Genomic DNA, 19536 nt, shown 5'->3' with positions numbered 1-19536 from the left:
AAGGGGTCCGTATATTGATTTTTCAGGGGGTTTTTACAAAAAACCTAAGTAACGACGAATTATTTTCGGGTAAATTTAAAAATGAAAACTTTTGTTGCAAAGCCAGAAACGGTTGTACGTGACTGGTACGTGGTAGACGCCACAGACAAAACTTTAGGCCGCTTAGCTTCAGAAATCGCTCTGCGTTTACGTGGTAAGCACAAGCCTGAGTACACACCGCACGTTGACACTGGTGATTACATCGTAGTTATCAATGCAGAGAAAGTTACTGTAACTGGTAACAAAGCTCAGGGCAAAATGTACTACTCGCACACTGGTTACCCAGGTGGTCTGAAAGAAACTAACTTTGAGAAGCTGATCGCTCACAAGCCAGAAATGGTCCTTGAAAAAGCGGTTAAAGGCATGTTGCCAAAAGGTCCTCTGGGCCGCGCAATGTTCCGCAAGCTAAAAGTTTACGCGGGTGCTGAGCACAAGCACACTGCACAACAACCTCAAGTATTGGACATCTAAGGAGTTACTCACATGGCAGATACTCAATATTACGGCACTGGCCGTCGCAAAAGTTCTACTGCTCGTGTATTCCTGCGTCCAGGTACAGGAAACATCACAGTAAACAAACGTGCTCTTGACGAGTACTTTGGTCGTGAAACTGAATGTATGGTTGTTCGTCAACCACTTGAGTTAGTTGAAATGACTGAAAAATTTGACCTTTACATCACTGTTGCTGGTGGTGGTTCAAATGGTCAGGCTGGTGCAATCCGTCACGGTATCACTCGTGCTCTGATGGAATATGACGAAGCTCTTCGTCCTGCGCTGCGCAAAGCTGGCTTTGTTACTCGTGACGCTCGTCGCGTTGAACGTAAGAAAGTTGGTCTGCATAAAGCACGTAAGAAGCCTCAGTTCTCAAAACGTTAATTCGTTTTATACGGTTTCAAAAACCCGGCTTTTGCCGGGTTTTTTTTTACCTGCCCACATTGGGTTGTTTGTGTCTTCAAACGAACAGGGGTCCAGCTTATCCGGATCGCCGCACACAAACGTTCTTCATTCACACTAATGCAAAGTAAGAGAAAGGTATGTTAGTAAAATTAATCAGAAATGCCCTGGGATTAGTGATTGTTTCTGCCGATGTTGTAACCCGCTGGAGTCGCATCAAACGTTCACCAGAAGCTCAACAGAAGGTCAATGAAGTTGCTTCGAATTTAACCCTTTATCATTTTTTCGCCTGCCCGTTTTGTACCAAAACCCGTCGTGTAATCTATAAACTGAATGCTCCCGTAAAAAAGCTGAGCGCCACACAAGGCTCACCGCATCGTGATGCGCTAATTAATGGCGGCGGTAAAGTACAGGTGCCTTGTTTGCGTATTCAGCATGACGATGGTCAGGTGGAGTGGATGTATGAGTCTAAGGCCATCATCAGCTACCTGAATGAGCGGTTTGCTGGCTAAATTTCAAAAAAAGGCCGTTTTTAGAAAAAAGCGGATTTGTTAACCGTGATAAAAACTAAGCGCATTGTTTGTTTTTTCAGCTACATGCGGGCAGCGAATGGCACCCTGCTGCTGAGTATAAATTAATCAATGGGAAAGCTTGGCGTACTATGGGCTGGCGACGAGTCAAAGCAAATGCTAAATCCATGTAAAAAATATGTGATTTGCTGTGTTTGGGTTTACGACTTTCGTCTCATCGTCTTTGATGGGGCTCAAACCTTACAACTATTTCGCTAGTTAATTCCAGTAATTCCTTGTGTTTTGAGGGGGTTTTCTTTTATCATTTTCGGTCGAAAAATTTGACTTTCTTTCGTGAAATCGCCGAACTGCAAAAAGTACCAAGAGCGAGTAACACGATAAGTACCATGAATACCGTTAAACACTGACCTAGGTAGGTGATTCTCGGATTCATATTATCCAAAACCTGGAGAAAAGTGGATGAGCAATGTGTCTGTAGATGCAAAAGAGTCTGCGCTGAGTGATGACAAGCCGCAAGACAATCCGCGCCGTCGGTTTTTAACCGTAGCAACGTGTGTTGTTGGCGGCGTAGGTGCAGCTGGTGCGGCTGTACCTTTTGTAGCGTCTTGGAATCCGAGTGCGAAAGCGAAAGCGGCCGGTGCTGATGTCGAGGTAGATATCAGTGCAATTGAACCCGGTCAGCTGATTCGTGTTATGTGGCGAAGCAAGCCGGTCTGGATTGTGCGCCGTACCCCTGAGATTCTTGCTGAATTAGGCAATCACGAAGATCAGTTACGCGACCCTAATTCTGAAAATGAGCAACAGCCTGCTTTTGCAAAAAATCAGTATCGTTCACTAAAAGAAGAATATTTGATCCTGGTTGGTATTTGTACCCACCTTGGATGTTCTCCACAGCATATGAAAGACGGTGCCTTCGAAGAATATGTTGAAGGCGTACCGGATGGCTTCTTCTGCCCATGTCACGGCTCTAAGTTTGATATGGCAGGACGCGTATTCGAAAATGTTCCTGCACCATTAAACCTGGTGGTGCCACCGTACCAATTCGTTGACGAAAATACCGTCATCATTGGTTCAGAAGCGGAGGTTGCTTAACATGCAAGCGTTTTTAGCCTGGATCGAAGAACGTATCCCAATGATGCGTGTAGCCAATATGCACGCAATCCAATACCCTGCACCCAAAAACATGAACTTCTGGTACGTGTTTGGGTTTTTAGCCACTGTCGTACTGGTAAACCAGATTGTTACCGGTATCTGGCTAACCATGAACTTTAACCCGACTGCTGAAGGCGCGTTTGCTTCAGTTGAATACATCATGCGCGAAATCGACTACGGTTGGATTATTCGCTACATGCACAGCACCGGCGCCTCTGCGTTCTTCATTGTGGTGTATCTGCACATGTTCCGCGGCATGATTTACGGTTCCTACCAGAAGCCACGTGAATTACTGTGGATCTTCGGTATGCTAATTTATCTGGCGCTGATGGCGGAAGCTTTCATGGGCTATGTACTGCCATGGGGACAAATGTCTTACTGGGGTGCACAGGTAATCGTATCTCTATTTAGTGCGATTCCGGTGATTGGTCCTGACCTGGTTCAGTGGATTCAGGGTGACTACGTTATCTCTGGTGCTACGCTAAACCGTTTCTTCGCTCTGCACGTTATCGCATTGCCACTGGTAATTGTGATTCTGGTATTCCTGCACATCATTGCGCTTCACGAAGTGGGTTCAAACAACCCTGACGGCGTGGCTATCAAGCACAAGAAAGGCAGCTTGTCTGAAGACGAGAAAACCAAGTTTGAAATTCACGAGTACTACACCAGCAAGTACGACATTGCTGATGACGTATTGCCGTTCTTCCCGCACATCGTGCTGAAAGACCTGGTGGCGTTCTGTATCTTCCTGGCTGGTTTCACATACATTATGTTCTTTGCCCCTGAAATGGGTGGTAAATTCCTGGAGCATCCTAACTTTGAAATCGCTAATCCGCTGAAGACACCAGAGCACATCTTCCCGGTTTGGTACTTCACACCGTTTTACGCCATCCTGAAAGCGGTTCCGGATAAGCTGTTTGGTGTTATCGCCATGTTTGGCGCCATTATCTTCCTGTTCCTGTTACCTTGGTTCGACCGTGGTACTGTGAAGTCATGGCGTTATCGCAGTGGTCTGCACAAAACTAACCTGATTGTGTTTGCCATTGTGTTCGTATTCTTGGGTTACCTGGGTGGTACGCCGCAGGAAAACTGGAAAATTACTGCCTCACAAATTCTGACAGTAATGTATTTCGGGTTCTTCATCTTACTGTTCATCTACAGTAAAAATGAGACCACAAAACCAGTTCCAGCGAGGATCCCTAAATGAGAAAACTAATTTGTATTCTGGCTTTGCTATTACCTGGTTTTGCGTTTGCCGCAGGCGGTAACGTACACCTGGACAAAGCTAACTATGATTTGTCTGACAAGGCGTCGTTACAGCGTGGTGCTAAGATCTTCATGAACTATTGCCTTGGCTGTCACGGCCAGCAGTACCAGCGTTATCAGCGCACCTTTAACGACCTGGGTATTCCGGAAGATTTAGCACAGGAAAACCTGCAGTTTACCGGTGAGAAAATCTCTGATTACATCACGCGTTCAATGCCGGCTGAGTCTGCTGCTGTGTGGTTTGGTGCTGCGCCACCAGACCTGACACTGGTTGCTCGTGTTCGCGGTGCTGATTGGATCTACACCTATTTGCGTTCTTTTTACGTAGATGAGTCTCGTCCATTTGGCGTTAACAACACCGTATTCCCTGAAGTGGGTATGCCTCACGTACTTCAGCCTCTGCAAGGTACACCTCGTATGACCGAGGAAGAAGCACTGGTTGACGGCGAAAAAGTCATGCGTCACGTTGGTATTAAAACCGATGGCGACGGCAGCATGACAACGGCAGAATACGACCAGGCGGTACTGGATTTGGTGAATTACCTTGAGTATACCGGCGAGCCTTTCCGCCTCGAATCTGAGTCGATTGGTAAGTGGGTTCTGGTATTCATTTTAGTGCTGTTTGTGTTTGTATACTTGCTGAAAAAAGAATACTGGCGAGATGTGCACTAATTAGCCCAATTTATAGTATAATGACCGACAGGGGGCTTCTCGCCCCCTTTTTTCACTTTAATAGGGTGTTAAAGTGGACAGTTTCAAACGTATCTCTGACGGAGGAGAATGAATGGCCGTAGCCGCGAATAAACGTTCAATCATGACGTTGTTCTCAGACACAATTGATATCTACAGTCACCAGGTTCGCATCGTATTGGCGGAAAAAGGTGTCGGCGTAGAAATCAGCTACACTGACCCCAGCAAGCTGCCTGAGGATCTACTTGAACTAAACCCGTATGGTACGGTACCAACGTTGGTCGATCGTGAATTGGTGCTTTATAAGTCGCACATCATCATGGAATACCTTGATGAGCGTTTCCCGCACCCGCCATTAATGCCTGTTTACCCTGTGTCACGCGGTCAAAGCCGTCTGATGATGCACCGTATTGAGCAGGACTGGTACAGTCTGGCAGCACAAATTTTCCGTGGTGAAGGCGACGTTGAAACAGCGCGTAATGAACTGCGTGAAGCATTGCTTAGTCTGGCACCTGTGTTCTCTGAAATGCCATATTTCATGAGCGAAGAGTTCAGCCTGGTGGATTGCTATCTGGCACCGCTGTTATGGCGTTTACCTGCGTTGGGCATTGAGCTGACAGGTAACGGCAGCAAAGATATTCATGCTTACATGAACCGCATTTTTGCTCGCAGCTCGTTCAAAGCATCGTTAACCGATCAGGAACGCGAGATCCACAACCCACTATGACCCAAATGACGTCAAACCAACCCTATTTATTGCGTGCGTTTTTCGACTGGATTGTCGATAACGACCTTACGCCATATATAGTGGTAGACGCTACTAATGAGTTAGTGGATGTGCCGCAGGAATTTGTAAAAGACGGTCAGATTGTACTGAACATCTCTCCGTCAGCCTGCGTGAACTTTTACCTGGACAAAGACGGCTTGTCATTCCAGGCGCGCTTTAGTGGTCAGCCACGTCGAATCAGTATGCCTTGTCATGCTGTGTTGGCTATCTATGCCAGAGAGAATGGGGCTGGAACGGTATTTGCCGCCGAGCCGCTGGAAGAAACAGCGGAAACGGAAGCACCTTCGCCGGTGATTGCAGAAGCAAAAGCTGATGCAGAAGTGCCGCCACAGGCACCACCCAAACCGACGGGTAAACCGAACCTGAAAGTGGTTAAGTAGTTATATTGAAAATCCGGCCCAGGCCGGATTTTTTACTTTTAAAGTCTGAGTAAATACCACCACCTGCTTTTTACCCCTGGCATAAAATTGTGAAATTGTCGTGATAATTTCGCGACACCTTCCTCGCATTATCTTCTTACACCCGTCAGTTGATGTCAGCTGATGACCGTTTTGACTCAGTAAGGAGATACAATGACACGTTCAAATCTGTTCCGTTTAATGCTATCCGCTGCTTTAGCCGGCACCGCTGTTCAGGCGCATGCCGTTGATGTAGAAGTTGAGGTACAAAACCTCACACGCGGGATTTATTTCACGCCGCTGCTAGTTACAGCACACACACCTGACCAATCTTTGTTTAATGTAGGTGAAGCGGCCTCCGCTGAACTGCAAGCTATGGCTGAAGGCGGTGATATTTCAGGTTTAGAGACGGCAGCGATGGCTATCAGCGCTGATATGGTGGCTAACCCGGCTGGCGGTTTACTTATGCCTACTGCAAGCACCACGGCAACATTTACCACGGCAGATACGAACACTGCGCTGTCTATTGTGGGTATGTTGCTACCTACCAACGATGGTTTTGTCGGTCTGAATAGCTGGCCAATTCCCCAGGAAGCCGGCACTTATACCGTCTACCTTAACGCCTATGATGCCGGTACAGAAGCGAACGATGAAATTCGTGGGGGCGGCGCGCCGGGTGCGCCAGGTATGCCTGTACCTCCGCCATTAGAAGATCTGATTGGCACAGGTGGCAGCGGTGTTACAACCACTATCAACAACGCCATGGTGCACATTCACCCCGGTAACCTGGGCGATGCGGATATGATGGGTGGTCAAAGTGATATTCAAAATACCGTGCAACGCTGGTTGAACCCGGTAGCCAAAGTTACCGTGACCGTAACGGAATAAGGAGGCGTTATGAAGCTTTCAATGTTACGTAATCTGGCTGTAGTGGGAATGGGCACGGCGTTACTTGCCGCCTGTGATCACAATGACAATAACCGCAATACACCTGAGCCAGAACCTGAGCCGGTGATGTTAACCTATGAAGTGACTATCGAAAATATCAGTGCTGCACAGCCTCTGTCGCCGGTAGCGGTTCTGCTGCATGGTGAGCAGTCATTGTGGCAAGTGGGTGAAAGCGCGTCGGCGGCACTGGAAGTGCTTGCTGAGGGGGGCGACAACAGCGATGTGCTGGCAACCGAAGGTACACTGGCAACAGAGTCGGGCAGCGCACCTGTGGGCCCCGGAAGCAACGAGTCGTATCAGCTTACCGTATCGGACGAGCAGGCGGCGTATCTGTCTGTAGTCACTATGCTGGTAAATACCAACGACGCCTTTACCGGAATAACCAACAAAGCGCTTAGCGATTTGGCGGTGAATGATTCCATGTCGATGATGTTGCCGGTTTATGACACTGGTACGGAAGCTAACAGTGAAGCTGCTGGTACCATTCCGGGCCCCGCTGACGGTGGTGAAGGGTTCAACGCAGAGCGTGATGACGCGGATACCGTTAGTTATCACCCGGGCGTGGTGTCCTCCCAGGACACGTTACCTGACTCGGTACTGATGGCTGAACACCGGTTTGATAACCCGGTCGCCCGATTAATTATTACCCGTGTGGAATAATTAGTTAGTTTTTCCGGTCTGTTGGATAAGAGTAGCATTGTTTCATCAATAAAATGAGGCAGTGGGCCTGGCCAGAGCAAAATGCAGCCAGGCAATTCGACAGACCGGAGAAACGGAATGATTCTAATCGTAAATCAAGGCAACACACCCTCATCAGAACTGCAGCACTGTTTACAGCGCGTCAATGCAGATTGTGCGCTGGCAACCAGTATGGCGACTGCATTACACAAATGCACGCATGAGTTTGTGCCGGTCATTGTGTTGGCGTTAAGCCAGCCCCTGGTCGAATGCCTCGATGATTTCCGCGCTCTGGTGCGCAAAGCAGTGAACTCGGCCGTCATCGTGCTGGCGCAGCAAGGCTGTGAAGCAGAGCGCATTTTATCCCTCGAACTCGGGGCCCAGGATTATCTGGATTACCCGTGTAACCCTGCCGAATTACAAGCCAGAGTACGCGTTCAGTTACGCAGAACGCCCGCAAGTTCGTCAACAGGCAATGAACGCCCTATTCAGATAGGCTGCTTCCGTATTGATCACAACTATCACCATGCAACGGTAAATGGCTACGCATTACCCTTAACCGCCACCGAATTTGATTTATTGTATTTCCTGGCCAGTCACCCGGACCAGGTCTTTTCCCGTGCACAGCTGTTGTCTTCGGTGTGGGGCTATCACTACAGCGGCTATGAGCACACGGTGAACAGTCACGTAAATCGCTTACGCGCCAAACTCGACAAAGCTCCCTTACACAGTAAGTTAGTCGAAACGGTCTGGGGAGTCGGTTATAAGTTTAATTCGGCGAGCGTATTGCCCACCGAAATGGCATTGCCTTACAGTGCTTAGGCATAATAAAAGGAAGGTTTAGATAAGGAACAGGGTTGCGGTACCAAGAAACGCGAAGATACCCACGACATCTGTAATCGTCGTCAGAATAACACTACCCGCTAACGCCGGATCAATGCGCAGTTTCTTCATTATAATCGGCAGTGTTGCCCCGGACAGTGCTGCAGCAATCATATTCATCAACATGGCAAAAGCGATAATTAACCCGAGAGTGAGGTCCTGTTTCCATACTGCAATGACTGATGCAATCAGCACGGCCCAAATCACACCATTCAACCCGCCGATCGCGAGTTCTTTGTAGATTAACCAACGGGAGTTGGACGGATTCACATGACCCAGTGCCATCCCGCGGATCACCAGCGTCAGGGTTTGGTTACCTGCTACGCCGCCCATACTGGGCACGATGGTATTAAGAATGGCCAGCACAGCCAACTGGCTCAGTGTCGCCTCAAACAGATCGCTGACAGCAGCTGCCATAAGCGCGGTAAGTAAGTTCACACCTAACCACACTGAACGACGCTTGGTACTTTGCATAACAGGGGCAAAGGTATCTTCTTCGTCATCCAGACCCGCCATACTCATCATGGAGTGTTCTGCATCTTCACGGATGATGTCGACCACGTCGTCAATGGTAATACGACCTACCAGGCGGTGTTTGTCATCTACAACCGGGGCCGACAACCAGTTGTAGCGTTCGAACATACTGGCTACTTCATCGTCGGGCATATTGACGGGAATTGCTTCCGGCTCTTCGTCCATCACATCGGAAACCGTGGCCTCGGGGTCAGCGGTGAGCAATCGCGAAACCGGTACGATCCCTTCCAGATTGTCAGTGCGATTGACCACGTAAAACGTATCTGTGTTTTCGGGCAACTCTCCCTTCAGGCGCAAATAGCGCAACACCACATCAACCGACACATCAGGCCTTAAGGTGATGGTGTCGGTATTCATAATGAACCCGGCGGTTTCTTCACCATAAGACATGGCTTGTTCTGCGCGATGGCGATCCTGTGCGTCCATCGATTGCAGGATGTCCTGCAACACCTCGTCCGGCAGACTCGACAGGGTTTCAGCCAGATCGTCGGTGTCCATGTCTTCTAAGGCGTCAACCACGTTGGCTGGAATCATTTTGGCAATGATCCCGTTACGGACATCCTCAGATAATTCTTCTATAACGTCACCGTGAAAATCACTGTCGAGGAGTTCCCACAGGTCATCACGGGTTTTTGTTGGGCTGGATTCCAGAATATGGGCGACATCACTGGGCGGCATTTCGTGGAGAAACTTGCGCACAGACACAAACCGGCCTTCTGACAAAGCCTGGTTGATGTCGCGTAATTGACTCTGTGCGTATTTCGTTTCGATAGCTTCTGCCACCAAACTTCTCCCCAAAATGCCTCGCGGCTCGCATGCGCTTAGATTACAGCAGCACAGGGTTTCTGTCATGATCTAAACGGCCGATTGGTTGTTTTTTATTCCATATTTTTAGGTGTTTTTTTATTTTAATAATCAAACGATATTGTTTTTAACATAATTTATACAATCCTCACGGATGGCATCTGATATAAAAGATAAGGTAAAACTATAAATAAAACAGTAACTTATACTAAAGTCGTAGGGGCGTCAGATGGAAGTGCTAATACAACAGAATAAAGAGAGTTTATTTACCCTATTTCAATCAGTTAATCAGCATCAGGTTAATTTGGGAACGTTAAATACCTGGTGGGATAAGGTTGCGCTGATTGGCAAGATCAACAGCTTGAACGTCCCTCAGAGCTTATTGGTAAATATGCTTGAGACAAAAGCGGAGTTTGCTGAACTACAGGCGGTGCTGATTGAAAACCTGCTGTCGGAACAATTGCTACAGCAACATCGCAGAAACGCTGCAGTTGCCCAGGTGATCGTCGACATTCCCAATCGCAATTTGTTCGAGCGAACAGCGGATGTGGGCTTTTTGGCCACCGATGTTGATTTAACAAACTATCTTTCGCAGCCTTCACGAAGTGACAATGAGCGAAGTGAGATTCAGGCGCGACTTCAGGAATACGCAGCCAAATACACGGTGTACGATGACATCCTGCTTATCGATGTTAATGGCGACGTGACAGCGCAATTGGATACACTAAATCCGGTGACAGACACTGCCGACCCTATCATCAGCGACGTGTTGAAAGGCAGTGAGCCCTACTATGAATTGTGCCGGTATTCCTGTTTACGTCCAAACCAACCGCTGTCGTCATTATTTTTAGCGCCGATCAGGGCACCAGAACAAGATGGCGGTCATATACTCGGCGTGTTGTGTCTGAGCTTTAAATTAGAAGACGAAATGGCAGCATTATTCGGCGATCTCGGGCAAAACAATCAGGCTATTCTGGCTTTGCTGGACAACAAAGGGAATGTACTGGTGTCGAGTCAGCCGCATTTGCTAGCCAGAGATACGGCGCTGGCGCTCAATGGTGATAATCAAATGTTGACGCTGGACAACCGTCGGTATCTGGTGACCAGAGCAAAAACCCGGGGTTATCAGGGATACATGGGACTGGGATGGCAAGGTTGTGTTTTATTGCCGTTAGTGCCGGTTAAAAACACGTCTGTAGACGCTGATGCTGAAGTGATTGACAGCAAACGTTGGAATGGCTTTTCTCCCACATTAAAAGGGATCCAGCGACGTTCGAAAATCGTCACCGACGATTTGGATCTGGTGGTGCTCAACGGGCGCATAGCAGCAGCCCGCAGTGATGCCGACGAGTTTATTCCCATTCTGGAAGAGATCCGTAAAATTGGCCGTCAGATGCAGACCATTTTCAGCGATTCGGTGAGTCAGTTAATGAGTACCGCGCTGAGCACGCATTTTAACGACCTGAGTTTTGACGCGGCACTGGCCATCGACATTATGGATCGCAATCTCTATGAGCGTGCCAACGATTGCCGGTGGTGGGCACTGACTTCGAAGTTTATTGAACTGATTGATTCAGCGCATCAATCTGACGATGCCCAGCAAATGTTAGGCGACATTCTGGTTTACATTAACGACCTCTACACCGTTTATACCTGTATCTACCTTTACGACAATCAGGGCAACATTGTTGCTGCGTCTAACCCGGATTTTGCTGCTCGTATCGGTGAGACGGCCCATGCAGACAGCCATTGGCAGGGGGTTAAAACGTTGAATTCACCACAGCAGTATTGTGTATCAGAGTTTGTACCTAGCCCGTATTACAACAATCAGCATACGTATATCTACAATGCGGCGATTCAACAGCAGAGTACGCTGTTGGGCGGAATAGGCCTGGTGTTCGACAGCACGCCGCAGTTTCAGGATATGTTGAACGACGTGGTAGCGGGCAGCGATGGCAAACGCATCGCTGTGTACATTGAGCGCAGCGGCAAAGTTGTTGGCGCATGTCAAAACGCTCCCTGGCAGGTTGGCGACACACTGACGTTACCCGGGGAAGTGACGCAACTGGAAAACGGCAGGCAAGGTGCTGGCCTCTACAGCATTGAAGGTGTGGAATTCACCATGGGGTATGCGGTGTCCAAGGGCTACCGGGAGTACAAAGTCGCCGATAATTACCACAACGATATTATTGCCCTGGTGGCCGAGGTCAATAACCGCGATTAGCGGCGCATGGCCTCGAACAAAGAGGGCTCCCAGGGACGCATTGCCATTAATAACCCCATGTGCGTGCGCTCTGCAATAGGCAGCCTGGCGTCCTCTTCGTTTAGCTCTGCGGCTTCCCGGGTTATTTGATTCAGGCGGCGCTGCAAAATCTCTACCGACGATTGCGAATAACGCCCACGTAAGTAAAAGCGAAACGTCCAGGGCTCGTTCTTTTTCGGCGCCATAAATTTAACCATGACTTCCTGTTCCATAAACCGCTCCAACGGCCCGCCGGGGATCCACCGGAAATCCTGAGCAATAAGCAAACGGTAGCGGTTGCCTGGGTGCAGTTCTATTAGCCGCAAACGATCCAGCTTTGCAAATAGCTGGATTGCTTCGTGCTCACTGATATCGTAGTGAGCGATTAGCTCATCGAACTGCCAGCCGTCCCGTACACACACCGCAGCCAGCAACAATTTGGGATTTTCTAATAATTGTTGCTCCTGAGATTCCGTAAGTTGCGACACTTTTTGCTGCTGCTGTGCCATTAATACAAACACATCGCTGAGTGTCATGCCCATAATATCGGTAATTTGCTCCAGTCTTTCCAATGTAAAACTCTGTTGAGAGAAACACCGTTTAATACTGGCTTCGCTCAATGCAAGGGCGTCCGCAATGTCACGGTAAGTCAGATCATGTTCCCGAAGCAGTTGCTTTAACGTTAGGGTAAGTTGCTTAATTTGGCTCATAGTATTAAAAATTGATACCTGGGGTGGTAAAAGATACTACATTTTTATAGTGAGTTTACAATATTTGTACTTGTGGCTAGTTTGATTAGGCATTCAAGCAAACAAGGAAACTCGCAATGAAAAAGTTAGTTACAGGTGTATTAATCGCAATGTTAGCCAGTCCTGTTGTTGCCGATGATTCGGTTGATCACAGTGCGCAAGCCAGTAAACACAGCGTGCTAGCCAGCGTGGAAGGGGCTTCGGTAGGCGCAAGTGTAGCCAGTGCAGTGGTGGCTGTACCCGTCGTCGTGAGTGCGGCTGCCGTAGTCACTGTTGCCAGTGTCGCCGATAAGGCTGCGGATTCGTTGCATCAAAGTCACCAGCACAAAGAGAAAAAGCCGCTGGTAATCACCACCAAAGTCATTACCCGTGACCCGCCTCCGTCAGAGGTAGTGGTTGAACAAACGGTTGTAAAGCCGTAATTCAGGCAACAACGGGAGCATACCATGCGTTATCTGATTATTATCATTTCCAGCCTGACGATACTGCTTAGCCAGACAGCTAACGCGGGTAGTCAGGCTACCGGAGAAGCGTTATTCGCACCGGAAGAGGTCATTGATTTTGCAAAGCAGGTTGAGCACTATGCTGCGCAACAACAGGCATATGCTTTTATTATTGGCCGTCAGGGGCGCCCGGATAAGGACTTGCCCAAAGGCATTGGGTTTACCCATGTCGCCATAGCAGTGTACTCCGACATTCAGTTGGACAATGGCGAGGTAGTGCAAGGATACGCCATCCACAACTTGTATCAGCGTGCCAAGGAACCAGGGCGCAGCGACATTATTGTCGATTACCCGGTTGATTTCTTCTGGGCTGCGAAAGCCATGAAAGCCGGGATCATCATTCCGACACCGGCAATTCAGCAAAAGTTAGTGTCACTGATTGCATCAGGTAAACACAAAGCCCTGCACAACCCGCATTATTCAGTGGTGGCGAATCCGCACAATCGCTATCGCCAGAACTGTACGGAATTTACCTTAGACGTGTTACAGGCGGCTATTTATCAAACCGACAATCCGGACCGCATAAAAAGCAATAATCAGGCGTATTTTAAGCCTCAACCTGTGAATCTGAGCCGTTTCAAACTGACACTGGGTGGCCTGTTTTCAGACGGCATTACTCTGAACGACCACAAAGGAAAAGTGGCTACCGCTACATTTGGCAGCCTGCAACGTTACATGCAGCAATATGGCCTGACAGAGCAAGCTGTGATCATGCAGCCCGATGGCTCAACCATTACTTTATAAGGACAGCACAATGAAACCAACCAAAGCATTTAGTATTGCCTCAGGCGTGGCATTGGCCACCGGTTCTCTGGCGTATCTGGTGGGCTTATACAACGCCACCATGATGTTAAACGAAAAAGGCTATTACTTTGCCGTATTACTGCTGGGACTGTTTGGCGTCGTGTCACTGCAAAAAAGTATTCGCGACAAACTGGCAGGCATTATGGTGACCAAGCCTTACATGGTGGCGTGTGTCGCTGCTACCGTGGCTGGAATTGCACTGCTGGTGATTGGACTAATCAACGCAGACTTACTGCTTAGTGAGAAAGGGTTCTTCGGCATGGCGTATACGTTGAGTTTGTTTGCAGCGATTGCGGTGCAAAAAAACGTGCGGGACAGCGCTGAAGTTACTGACTAAATCTAATTGAACAAAAGCGGCTGGCACCTTGTGCCAGCCGTTTTTTATTGTGTTGAACTGGCAAATTGTAAATCAGCTAATACCCAGTACATGCCGAGCTGGAATAGCGATAACGCACCGGCCATCGACAGGCTTAGGGGCGTGCTGGCGGTCAGTGAATACGTAACAGCAAAAGCGGCGATAAACAGGCCGGTAATCACCCAGGTTGCAGGTTTCATAATGGACTCCTCTTTTCAATGAAGAGAAGTATGACGCAGACATTTGATTCGTTAAAACGAAACTATTCGATGAAGGTAATCTGGAAAAGTAATTAGAGTTAAAAAACACCCCATCAACCTGTCAGGTTGTGGGGTGCTAAATAATAAGAAGAATCGCTGAAAGTGCCGACGATTAAGCGTAAACGGCTTTTAGCGCATTCACACAGGCATCGGTTTCTTCTGGTGTGCCTACACTGATACGTGACCAGGTATCGTAACCCGGCCAGGTACGACCGACCACTTTCACACCCAAAGCTCGCATCTTGGTCGCGAATTCATCGTGTGGCATGCCAGTGTCCATGTAGATAAAGTTACCTTGCGGGTTCTTAGCGTAAGGACGCCCCAAGGCTTCCGCAGCAGCTGTCAGTTTAGCGCGTTCAGTGCCCACACGACTACGCATAGTATTCAGGTTTTCCAGGTCTTCCATGCTGGCCATACCGGCAACCAGACCAAGATAGTTCACGCCACCCATGCGTAGCATACGGCCCATTTGTTTCGCTTGGTCTGCCGGCATAATGGCATAACCTAAACGCTGGCCTGCCATGGCATGAATTTTCGAGAAGGTACGGCAAATCACTACGTTGTAGCCGTCTGCAGCCAGTTTTGACTGCACATTTGACGGATAAGCGTCCGACATTTCGATATAGGCTTCGTCAATGAACACCTGCGCTTTCTGTGACACTCGTTTAGCAAATGCCGTCAATTTAGCGGCATCTACGGCGCGGCCAGTGGGGTTATTCGGATTACAAATATACACGGCAGTGGTGTCGTTTGTGACGGCTGCTTCAATAGCATCTAAATCGAAATCCATGTTGGCGTCCAGAGGCACATAGGTAACATCGGCGCCCATAAACTCTGCGCCGCGCGGCACACCCTCGTAGGTAGCCATGGACGTAACCAGTTTATTGCCGTTCTTCGTGATCCAGTCGGCATATCCAAACAGGATGGGAGACGACCCGTTGGTAACAATAATCTGGTCTTCTGATACGCCTTCCTGTGCCGCGATCTTTTTCACCAGCACATTTACCGTTGCGTCTGAGTAACGGCAGAGGTTCAGCAGTTCACCTTGCATGGCTTCCACTGCTTTCTTTGATGGACCAAAGGCATTTTCGTTAGAAGACAGACGGATTAAACCGTCGTTCAGGTTTGGTGTGGCAGAAGGAAAGTGTTCGGTTTGCATACCGGCTGCACTTAGCTCTTTTACACCAGAATCCACGCACGCTGACAAGGCAGCGGCACCCGCTCCAATTCCGACAGTTTTTAGCCATTTGCGGCGTGAGGAATCAACAGGAGGTAAGTTTTGCATTTCACGTTTCATAAGGCTGCTCTGTTCAGGGTTATAAAGTATACGGAATATCCAGATTAAATATTAATCACGGTCAATGCAATACCCCTATATAAATCAATCAGATGATATTAGGAGTAGGAGACGCTGAGCGAGATGAATGGGAGAAAAAAAACGACAGGTTACTATAGGGAAGTCTGCATCAACGCATCAGTTTGTTAAAAGCTGATGCACTTTTTGATTACTTTTTTTGCTTGACCAATAAGAGACCGGGGCTGGTTTGCCGTACAGGAACCCCTGAAATATACGTACCCCCATTTGTTGCAACAAGTGTGCTTGTGCTGGTGTCTCAACGCCTTCAGCAATAGTTTCCATCGCCAGGCTTTTGGCCAGTTCTAAAGTGATATTGACTATTTTCCTGTGACGCTCTGATTGTTCAATTTGGTTCACAAATTCACGGTCTATTTTTAGTACAGATGCTGACATATCAATAAGTTGTGACAGTGACGCATGACCAGTGCCAAAGTCATCAATAATGATCACTGCTCCCACGTTTGCCAGTAAGTTTAATCGCCGTTTTGTCTCCAAATGGCTGGATAATACCGACGTCTCTGTCAGCTCCAGCTTCAAACTATCTCGCAAGCTGGGGTTTTCTGTAAAATAGCGAAGCACCTTTTCGAAAAAAACATCATCGAGTAATTCCGGGCCGGATAGATTTATTGCTATGGGAACATTCGCAAGGCCGGTTGGCCAATCTGATAACAGAGCCAACACCTTTTCCAGTAATTTCCGGCTAAACAACACATGCCATTGGTATTTTTCAACAATGGGAATGAAGTCTGATGGCGGTAATACTTGTGAACTGTCAGGATCAGTAAGCCTGGCCAGAACCTCGTAGCCTACAATGGCCTGATTCAGATTGACCTGTGGTTGAAGATAAAGAATGAGGTGATTGTTGTCTATTAAGAACTTTACCCTGTCTTTATGTTGTGAATGTAGCCGAATTTGCGTGACACTGTTAGGGTCGAATACCACATAAGGCCTTTGATAATTCGCCTGACTCAATGCAATTGTACACGCTTCCAAAACGTTGCCGGGTTTCGCTTTGTTATGACATGGATAAATGCCTGCATGCCAGTGCAGGGATACCTGAGTTGACAGGCTACGATGGACAAGGTGTGTTGGTAAGAAGGACTTTATCCACTCCGTGATCACCGGGGTGGTATCTGCCGGAACCGTAATACTGACAAAAAACTTGGCTCCGGGAAAACGGTATAACCCTGCATCGATCGGAAGTTGGCTTTTTAATAGTAGCGCTATTTGGCTCAATAACTGATCGCCGTTGTTATAACTGTACTGGGTATTAATATCCCGAAGATTGCTGAGTTTCAGCAGTACCCAGTAGCGGCCGGTAAGTGTGTCGTTTGTTTCGGCTAGCTTCCAGTAATGATGATTTTTCAGGCCTGTCAGTTCGTCAAAATAATGTTTTGTAAACTGTTGTTTTTTGAAATCTTCGAACCGCTTCGCTTTCGCTGCATTCTTTGAGATGTCATAACAGTGAATCAATTGTTTCTTATGGTGCTCCAGGCTGGCTGGTTGGATCTCAAACACGCAATCAGGATGCTTAAAAATAGTCGCCTGTTGTTTTACTCCTGGCGTTAATGGTGTCTTTAAATCAAACAATTGATATAAATTAGTACAATCGCTGGAATACGTTTTTATCAAGCGGCGTGCACTTCGGTTTGCCTGAAGGATATTGCCCTGAGCATCACAAAAGAAAGAGGGCAGACCACCATTGTTAAAAATTTCCTGATACCGGTTAACTAACTTTTCCAGTTTTAAGCTCTGTTTTTGATTGTATTTCGCCTGATGTTCCAGAGACGACATCACGCGTATCACTGCAACGGGCAAACAAAAATTAAAGAACAAGAAGATGAGCGCGCTCAGATAAGTGTGCGTGTCTGGTAAGGTGATATCAACACCAAACAAAGGCGCGATGGGTTCATTTCTAAGCAGAATGATAAAAGGAATGATGTTGACAAGCATCCCTATCAGCGCTGCCTTATTACCGTAAAACAGGCGCAAAATTATGGGCAGCGTGAAGAAAAACAACAGACCGTACCGCGAGGACGCCAGGTCCACGGTAAAAAACAGAATGCAAAGCCCGGCTGCAATAATAATGAAGGTTAAACTGGCTGATGCAAATTGAATCTGATGTTTGCTTAGGGCAAGCGTGCTCCACAGCATCAAGGTGAAACCGCAGGTCAGGCAGATTACATAGTAAAGTTGTTGTTGGTACGCCATGTATGAGGAGTGCGCAACAATAGTAGACGTTAATACTACGCCGATAAGCAGAATAATTCGCAATACGCTCAGCTTCCAAACATCAGCATCGGTTGTCAGAAGATGCTGATCGTCGATAAGCAGGTACTGCTTTAAAAACGTGAGTATACGACTAGCCACAACGTATAATTTATTGGATTTTATAAATATTTTATTAGACGACGTTAACCCAGATACAGAGACTTGTCGAGTTGTATGAAGTAAAAAATTACATGTTTGGAATAAAAAATTCTTGTTAAAACAAAGAAGTGGACTGAATGGTCAAGGTATTGTCTGGTTAAAAAGGGCGGTTATTCGTCTTCGTTAAAACGTCCAACGATAAGCGTTTCAACGGCTTCCATGGCTTCCCTGGCCTGATCACCTTCGCAAATAATATCGACCTGTTCGCCCTGATGACTCTCTAACATCATCAATCCCAGTACGCTGTTGGCGTTGCATTCGTTTTCGCCTTTTTTAACGGTAATGGTGGCATTGAACTGGTTAGCCAACTGCACTAATTGCGTAGCCGCGCGTGCGTGCAGCCCCAGTTTGTTCACAATAGTCAGTGTTTTTTCGATACGCATTATCGATTGAGCTCCCGATGGCGGATTTGTACGTCCGGGTGTTTGTCGCTAAAGAGTTTTGCCAGTGATTGTGCCACAAATACCGAGCGGTGTTGTCCGCCAGTACAGCCAATGGCAATGGTGACATAACTGCGGTTGTTGCGTTCCAGGTGCGGTAACCAGGTGGTCAGCAGATTCTGAATTTGCCAGATAAACTTGGTAACAATCGGCTGAGACCCCAGGAAGGCTTCTACCGGTGAATCGAGTCCGGTTAAGTGTTTTAAGTCGGGCTCCCAATGCGGGTTGGGTAAGAATCGGGCATCAAACACGTAATCCGCGTCTTTGGGGATACCGTGTTTAAAGCCAAAGGATTCGAATACCATAACCAGGCGCGAGCTTTTCTTACCCAGAATACGCTCGCGGATGAGTTCTGCAAGCTGGTGGATAGACAGGTTATCGGTGTCGATGTATAAATCTGCGCGCTCGGTAACAGGCGCTAACAGCTCGCGTTCTGCCTGAATCGCTTCAGCCAGTGACTTGTTGAGTTTGGCTAACGGGTGTAGGCGGCGGGTTTCGCTGAATCGTTTAACTAATATATCGTCGCTGGCGTCGATATACACGATGGTCATAGCCCAGGACGACGGCAGATAATCCAGGATTTCGACCAACTCGTCAGGATCTTTAGGCAGGTTACGCACGTCTATACTTACCGCAACCTGATCGTACTCGTCGACCACGGTATGGGTGAGCGTCGGAAGCAGGTTAACCGGAATATTGTCGACGCAGTAATAGCCCAGATCTTCCAGTGCGCGCAATGCGACGGATTTACCTGAGCCAGATCGCCCGCTGATGATGATGAGTTTCATGTGTAG

22 protein-coding genes are annotated in these 19536 nt (G+C 47.9%); 15 read left to right on the top strand and 7 right to left on the bottom strand.

Translation table 11 applies throughout. From position 1 onward, the window contains the following. Nucleotides 1–81: 81 nt before the first annotated feature. The 11 genes from rplM to BUB81_RS06945 all read left to right on the top strand — a co-directional run bounded on the left by rplM (nt 82) and on the right by BUB81_RS06945 (nt 8204). Nucleotides 82–510 (top strand): 50S ribosomal protein L13, encoded by a 429-nt coding sequence (rplM, locus tag BUB81_RS06995; RefSeq protein WP_073320311.1) that lies wholly within the window; start codon nt 82–84, stop codon nt 508–510. Between the two features lie 12 nt (nt 511–522). Continuing rightward, complete coding sequence (gene rpsI / locus BUB81_RS06990; protein WP_073320309.1) at nt 523–915, top strand: 30S ribosomal protein S9; 393 nt, start codon at nt 523–525, stop codon at nt 913–915. A gap of 158 nt (nt 916–1073) precedes the next feature. Continuing rightward, nucleotides 1074–1445 carry a glutathione S-transferase N-terminal domain-containing protein gene (locus BUB81_RS06985; RefSeq protein WP_073320305.1) on the top strand — a complete coding sequence of 124 codons (372 nt, stop codon included), beginning with the start codon at nt 1074–1076 and terminating at the stop codon, nt 1443–1445. A gap of 477 nt (nt 1446–1922) precedes the next feature. Next, nucleotides 1923–2555: a ubiquinol-cytochrome c reductase iron-sulfur subunit gene (gene petA, locus BUB81_RS06980; RefSeq protein ID WP_073320302.1), complete on the top strand. Its 633-nt coding sequence runs from the start codon at nt 1923–1925 to the stop codon at nt 2553–2555. A 1-nt stretch (nt 2556) separates the two neighbouring features. Then, nucleotides 2557–3822 (top strand): cytochrome b, encoded by a 1266-nt coding sequence (locus tag BUB81_RS06975; protein ID WP_073320298.1) that lies wholly within the window; start codon nt 2557–2559, stop codon nt 3820–3822. Beyond that, nucleotides 3819–4553 carry a cytochrome c1 gene (locus BUB81_RS06970; RefSeq protein ID WP_073320295.1) on the top strand — a complete coding sequence of 245 codons (735 nt, stop codon included), beginning with the start codon at nt 3819–3821 and terminating at the stop codon, nt 4551–4553. The genes BUB81_RS06975 and BUB81_RS06970 overlap by 4 nt, the downstream gene beginning before the upstream one ends. 112 nt (nt 4554–4665) lie before the next feature. Further along, a complete protein-coding gene (sspA, locus tag BUB81_RS06965) occupies nt 4666–5298 on the top strand; it encodes a stringent starvation protein SspA (RefSeq protein WP_073320290.1) in 633 nt (210 codons plus the stop codon). Further along, entirely contained in the window at nt 5295–5738 is a 444-nt protein-coding gene (locus BUB81_RS06960; RefSeq protein WP_084526295.1) for a ClpXP protease specificity-enhancing factor, read from the top strand. The genes sspA and BUB81_RS06960 overlap by 4 nt, the downstream gene beginning before the upstream one ends. A gap of 192 nt (nt 5739–5930) precedes the next feature. Further along, a complete protein-coding gene (locus tag BUB81_RS06955; protein WP_073320287.1) occupies nt 5931–6644 on the top strand; it encodes a spondin domain-containing protein in 714 nt (237 codons plus the stop codon). Nucleotides 6645–6653: 9 nt separating this feature from the next. Further along, nucleotides 6654–7364 (top strand): spondin domain-containing protein, encoded by a 711-nt coding sequence (locus BUB81_RS06950; protein WP_073320284.1) that lies wholly within the window; start codon nt 6654–6656, stop codon nt 7362–7364. A 117-nt stretch (nt 7365–7481) separates the two neighbouring features. Further along, entirely contained in the window at nt 7482–8204 is a 723-nt protein-coding gene (locus tag BUB81_RS06945) for a response regulator transcription factor (protein ID WP_073320281.1), read from the top strand. A gap of 18 nt (nt 8205–8222) precedes the next feature. Here BUB81_RS06945 and mgtE read toward each other — a convergent pair whose 3' ends face one another. After that, nucleotides 8223–9581, bottom strand: coding sequence for a magnesium transporter (gene mgtE / locus BUB81_RS06940; protein WP_073321080.1), 1359 nt, complete (start codon nt 9579–9581; stop codon nt 8223–8225). A 250-nt stretch (nt 9582–9831) separates the two neighbouring features. On the opposite strand from mgtE, the gene BUB81_RS06935 reads away from it, so the two are divergent. After that, on the top strand, nt 9832–11826 hold the full coding sequence (locus BUB81_RS06935; protein WP_073320278.1) for a cache domain-containing protein: 1995 nt from the start codon (nt 9832–9834) through the stop codon (nt 11824–11826). On the opposite strand, the gene BUB81_RS06930 is transcribed toward BUB81_RS06935, so the two are convergent. Continuing rightward, entirely contained in the window at nt 11823–12554 is a 732-nt protein-coding gene (locus BUB81_RS06930; protein WP_073320274.1) for a helix-turn-helix domain-containing protein, read from the bottom strand. The genes BUB81_RS06935 and BUB81_RS06930 overlap by 4 nt on opposite strands. A 116-nt stretch (nt 12555–12670) precedes the next feature. On the opposite strand from BUB81_RS06930, the gene BUB81_RS06925 reads away from it, so the two are divergent. The 3 genes from BUB81_RS06925 to yiaA are packed head-to-tail and all read left to right on the top strand — an operon-like array spanning nt 12671 to nt 14237. Further along, nucleotides 12671–13015, top strand: coding sequence for a hypothetical protein (locus BUB81_RS06925; RefSeq protein WP_073320271.1), 345 nt, complete (start codon nt 12671–12673; stop codon nt 13013–13015). A gap of 24 nt (nt 13016–13039) precedes the next feature. Continuing rightward, nucleotides 13040–13840, top strand: coding sequence for a DUF2145 domain-containing protein (locus tag BUB81_RS06920; protein ID WP_073320268.1), 801 nt, complete (start codon nt 13040–13042; stop codon nt 13838–13840). Between the two features lie 10 nt (nt 13841–13850). Continuing rightward, entirely contained in the window at nt 13851–14237 is a 387-nt protein-coding gene (gene yiaA, locus BUB81_RS06915; RefSeq protein ID WP_217653454.1) for an inner membrane protein YiaA, read from the top strand. 44 nt (nt 14238–14281) lie between these two features. Here the strand turns inward: yiaA and BUB81_RS22115 are convergent, their stop codons facing one another. The 5 genes from BUB81_RS22115 to rapZ form a co-directional block, all read right to left on the bottom strand. Continuing rightward, a complete protein-coding gene (locus BUB81_RS22115; RefSeq protein ID WP_175555778.1) occupies nt 14282–14455 on the bottom strand; it encodes a hypothetical protein in 174 nt (57 codons plus the stop codon). 172 nt (nt 14456–14627) lie between these two features. Continuing rightward, entirely contained in the window at nt 14628–15800 is a 1173-nt protein-coding gene (locus tag BUB81_RS06910; RefSeq protein ID WP_245819130.1) for a pyridoxal phosphate-dependent aminotransferase, read from the bottom strand. A gap of 189 nt (nt 15801–15989) precedes the next feature. Further along, nucleotides 15990–18242: an EAL domain-containing protein gene (locus tag BUB81_RS06905; RefSeq protein WP_073320259.1), complete on the bottom strand. Its 2253-nt coding sequence runs from the start codon at nt 18240–18242 to the stop codon at nt 15990–15992. 170 nt (nt 18243–18412) lie between these two features. After that, nucleotides 18413–18685, bottom strand: a complete 273-nt coding sequence (locus tag BUB81_RS06900) for an HPr family phosphocarrier protein (RefSeq protein WP_073320256.1) — start codon at nt 18683–18685, stop codon at nt 18413–18415. Further along, entirely contained in the window at nt 18685–19530 is an 846-nt protein-coding gene (gene rapZ / locus BUB81_RS06895; RefSeq protein WP_073320253.1) for an RNase adapter RapZ, read from the bottom strand. The genes BUB81_RS06900 and rapZ overlap by 1 nt, the downstream gene beginning before the upstream one ends. Between the last annotated feature and the right edge of the window lie 6 nt (nt 19531–19536).

The sequence above is a fragment of the Marisediminitalea aggregata genome (assembly GCF_900129565.1).
GTDB lineage: Bacteria > Pseudomonadota > Gammaproteobacteria > Enterobacterales > Alteromonadaceae > Alteromonas > Alteromonas aggregata.
Note: the sequence above shows the minus strand (reverse complement) of the source record. Positions and strands in the feature narration are given on the sequence as shown.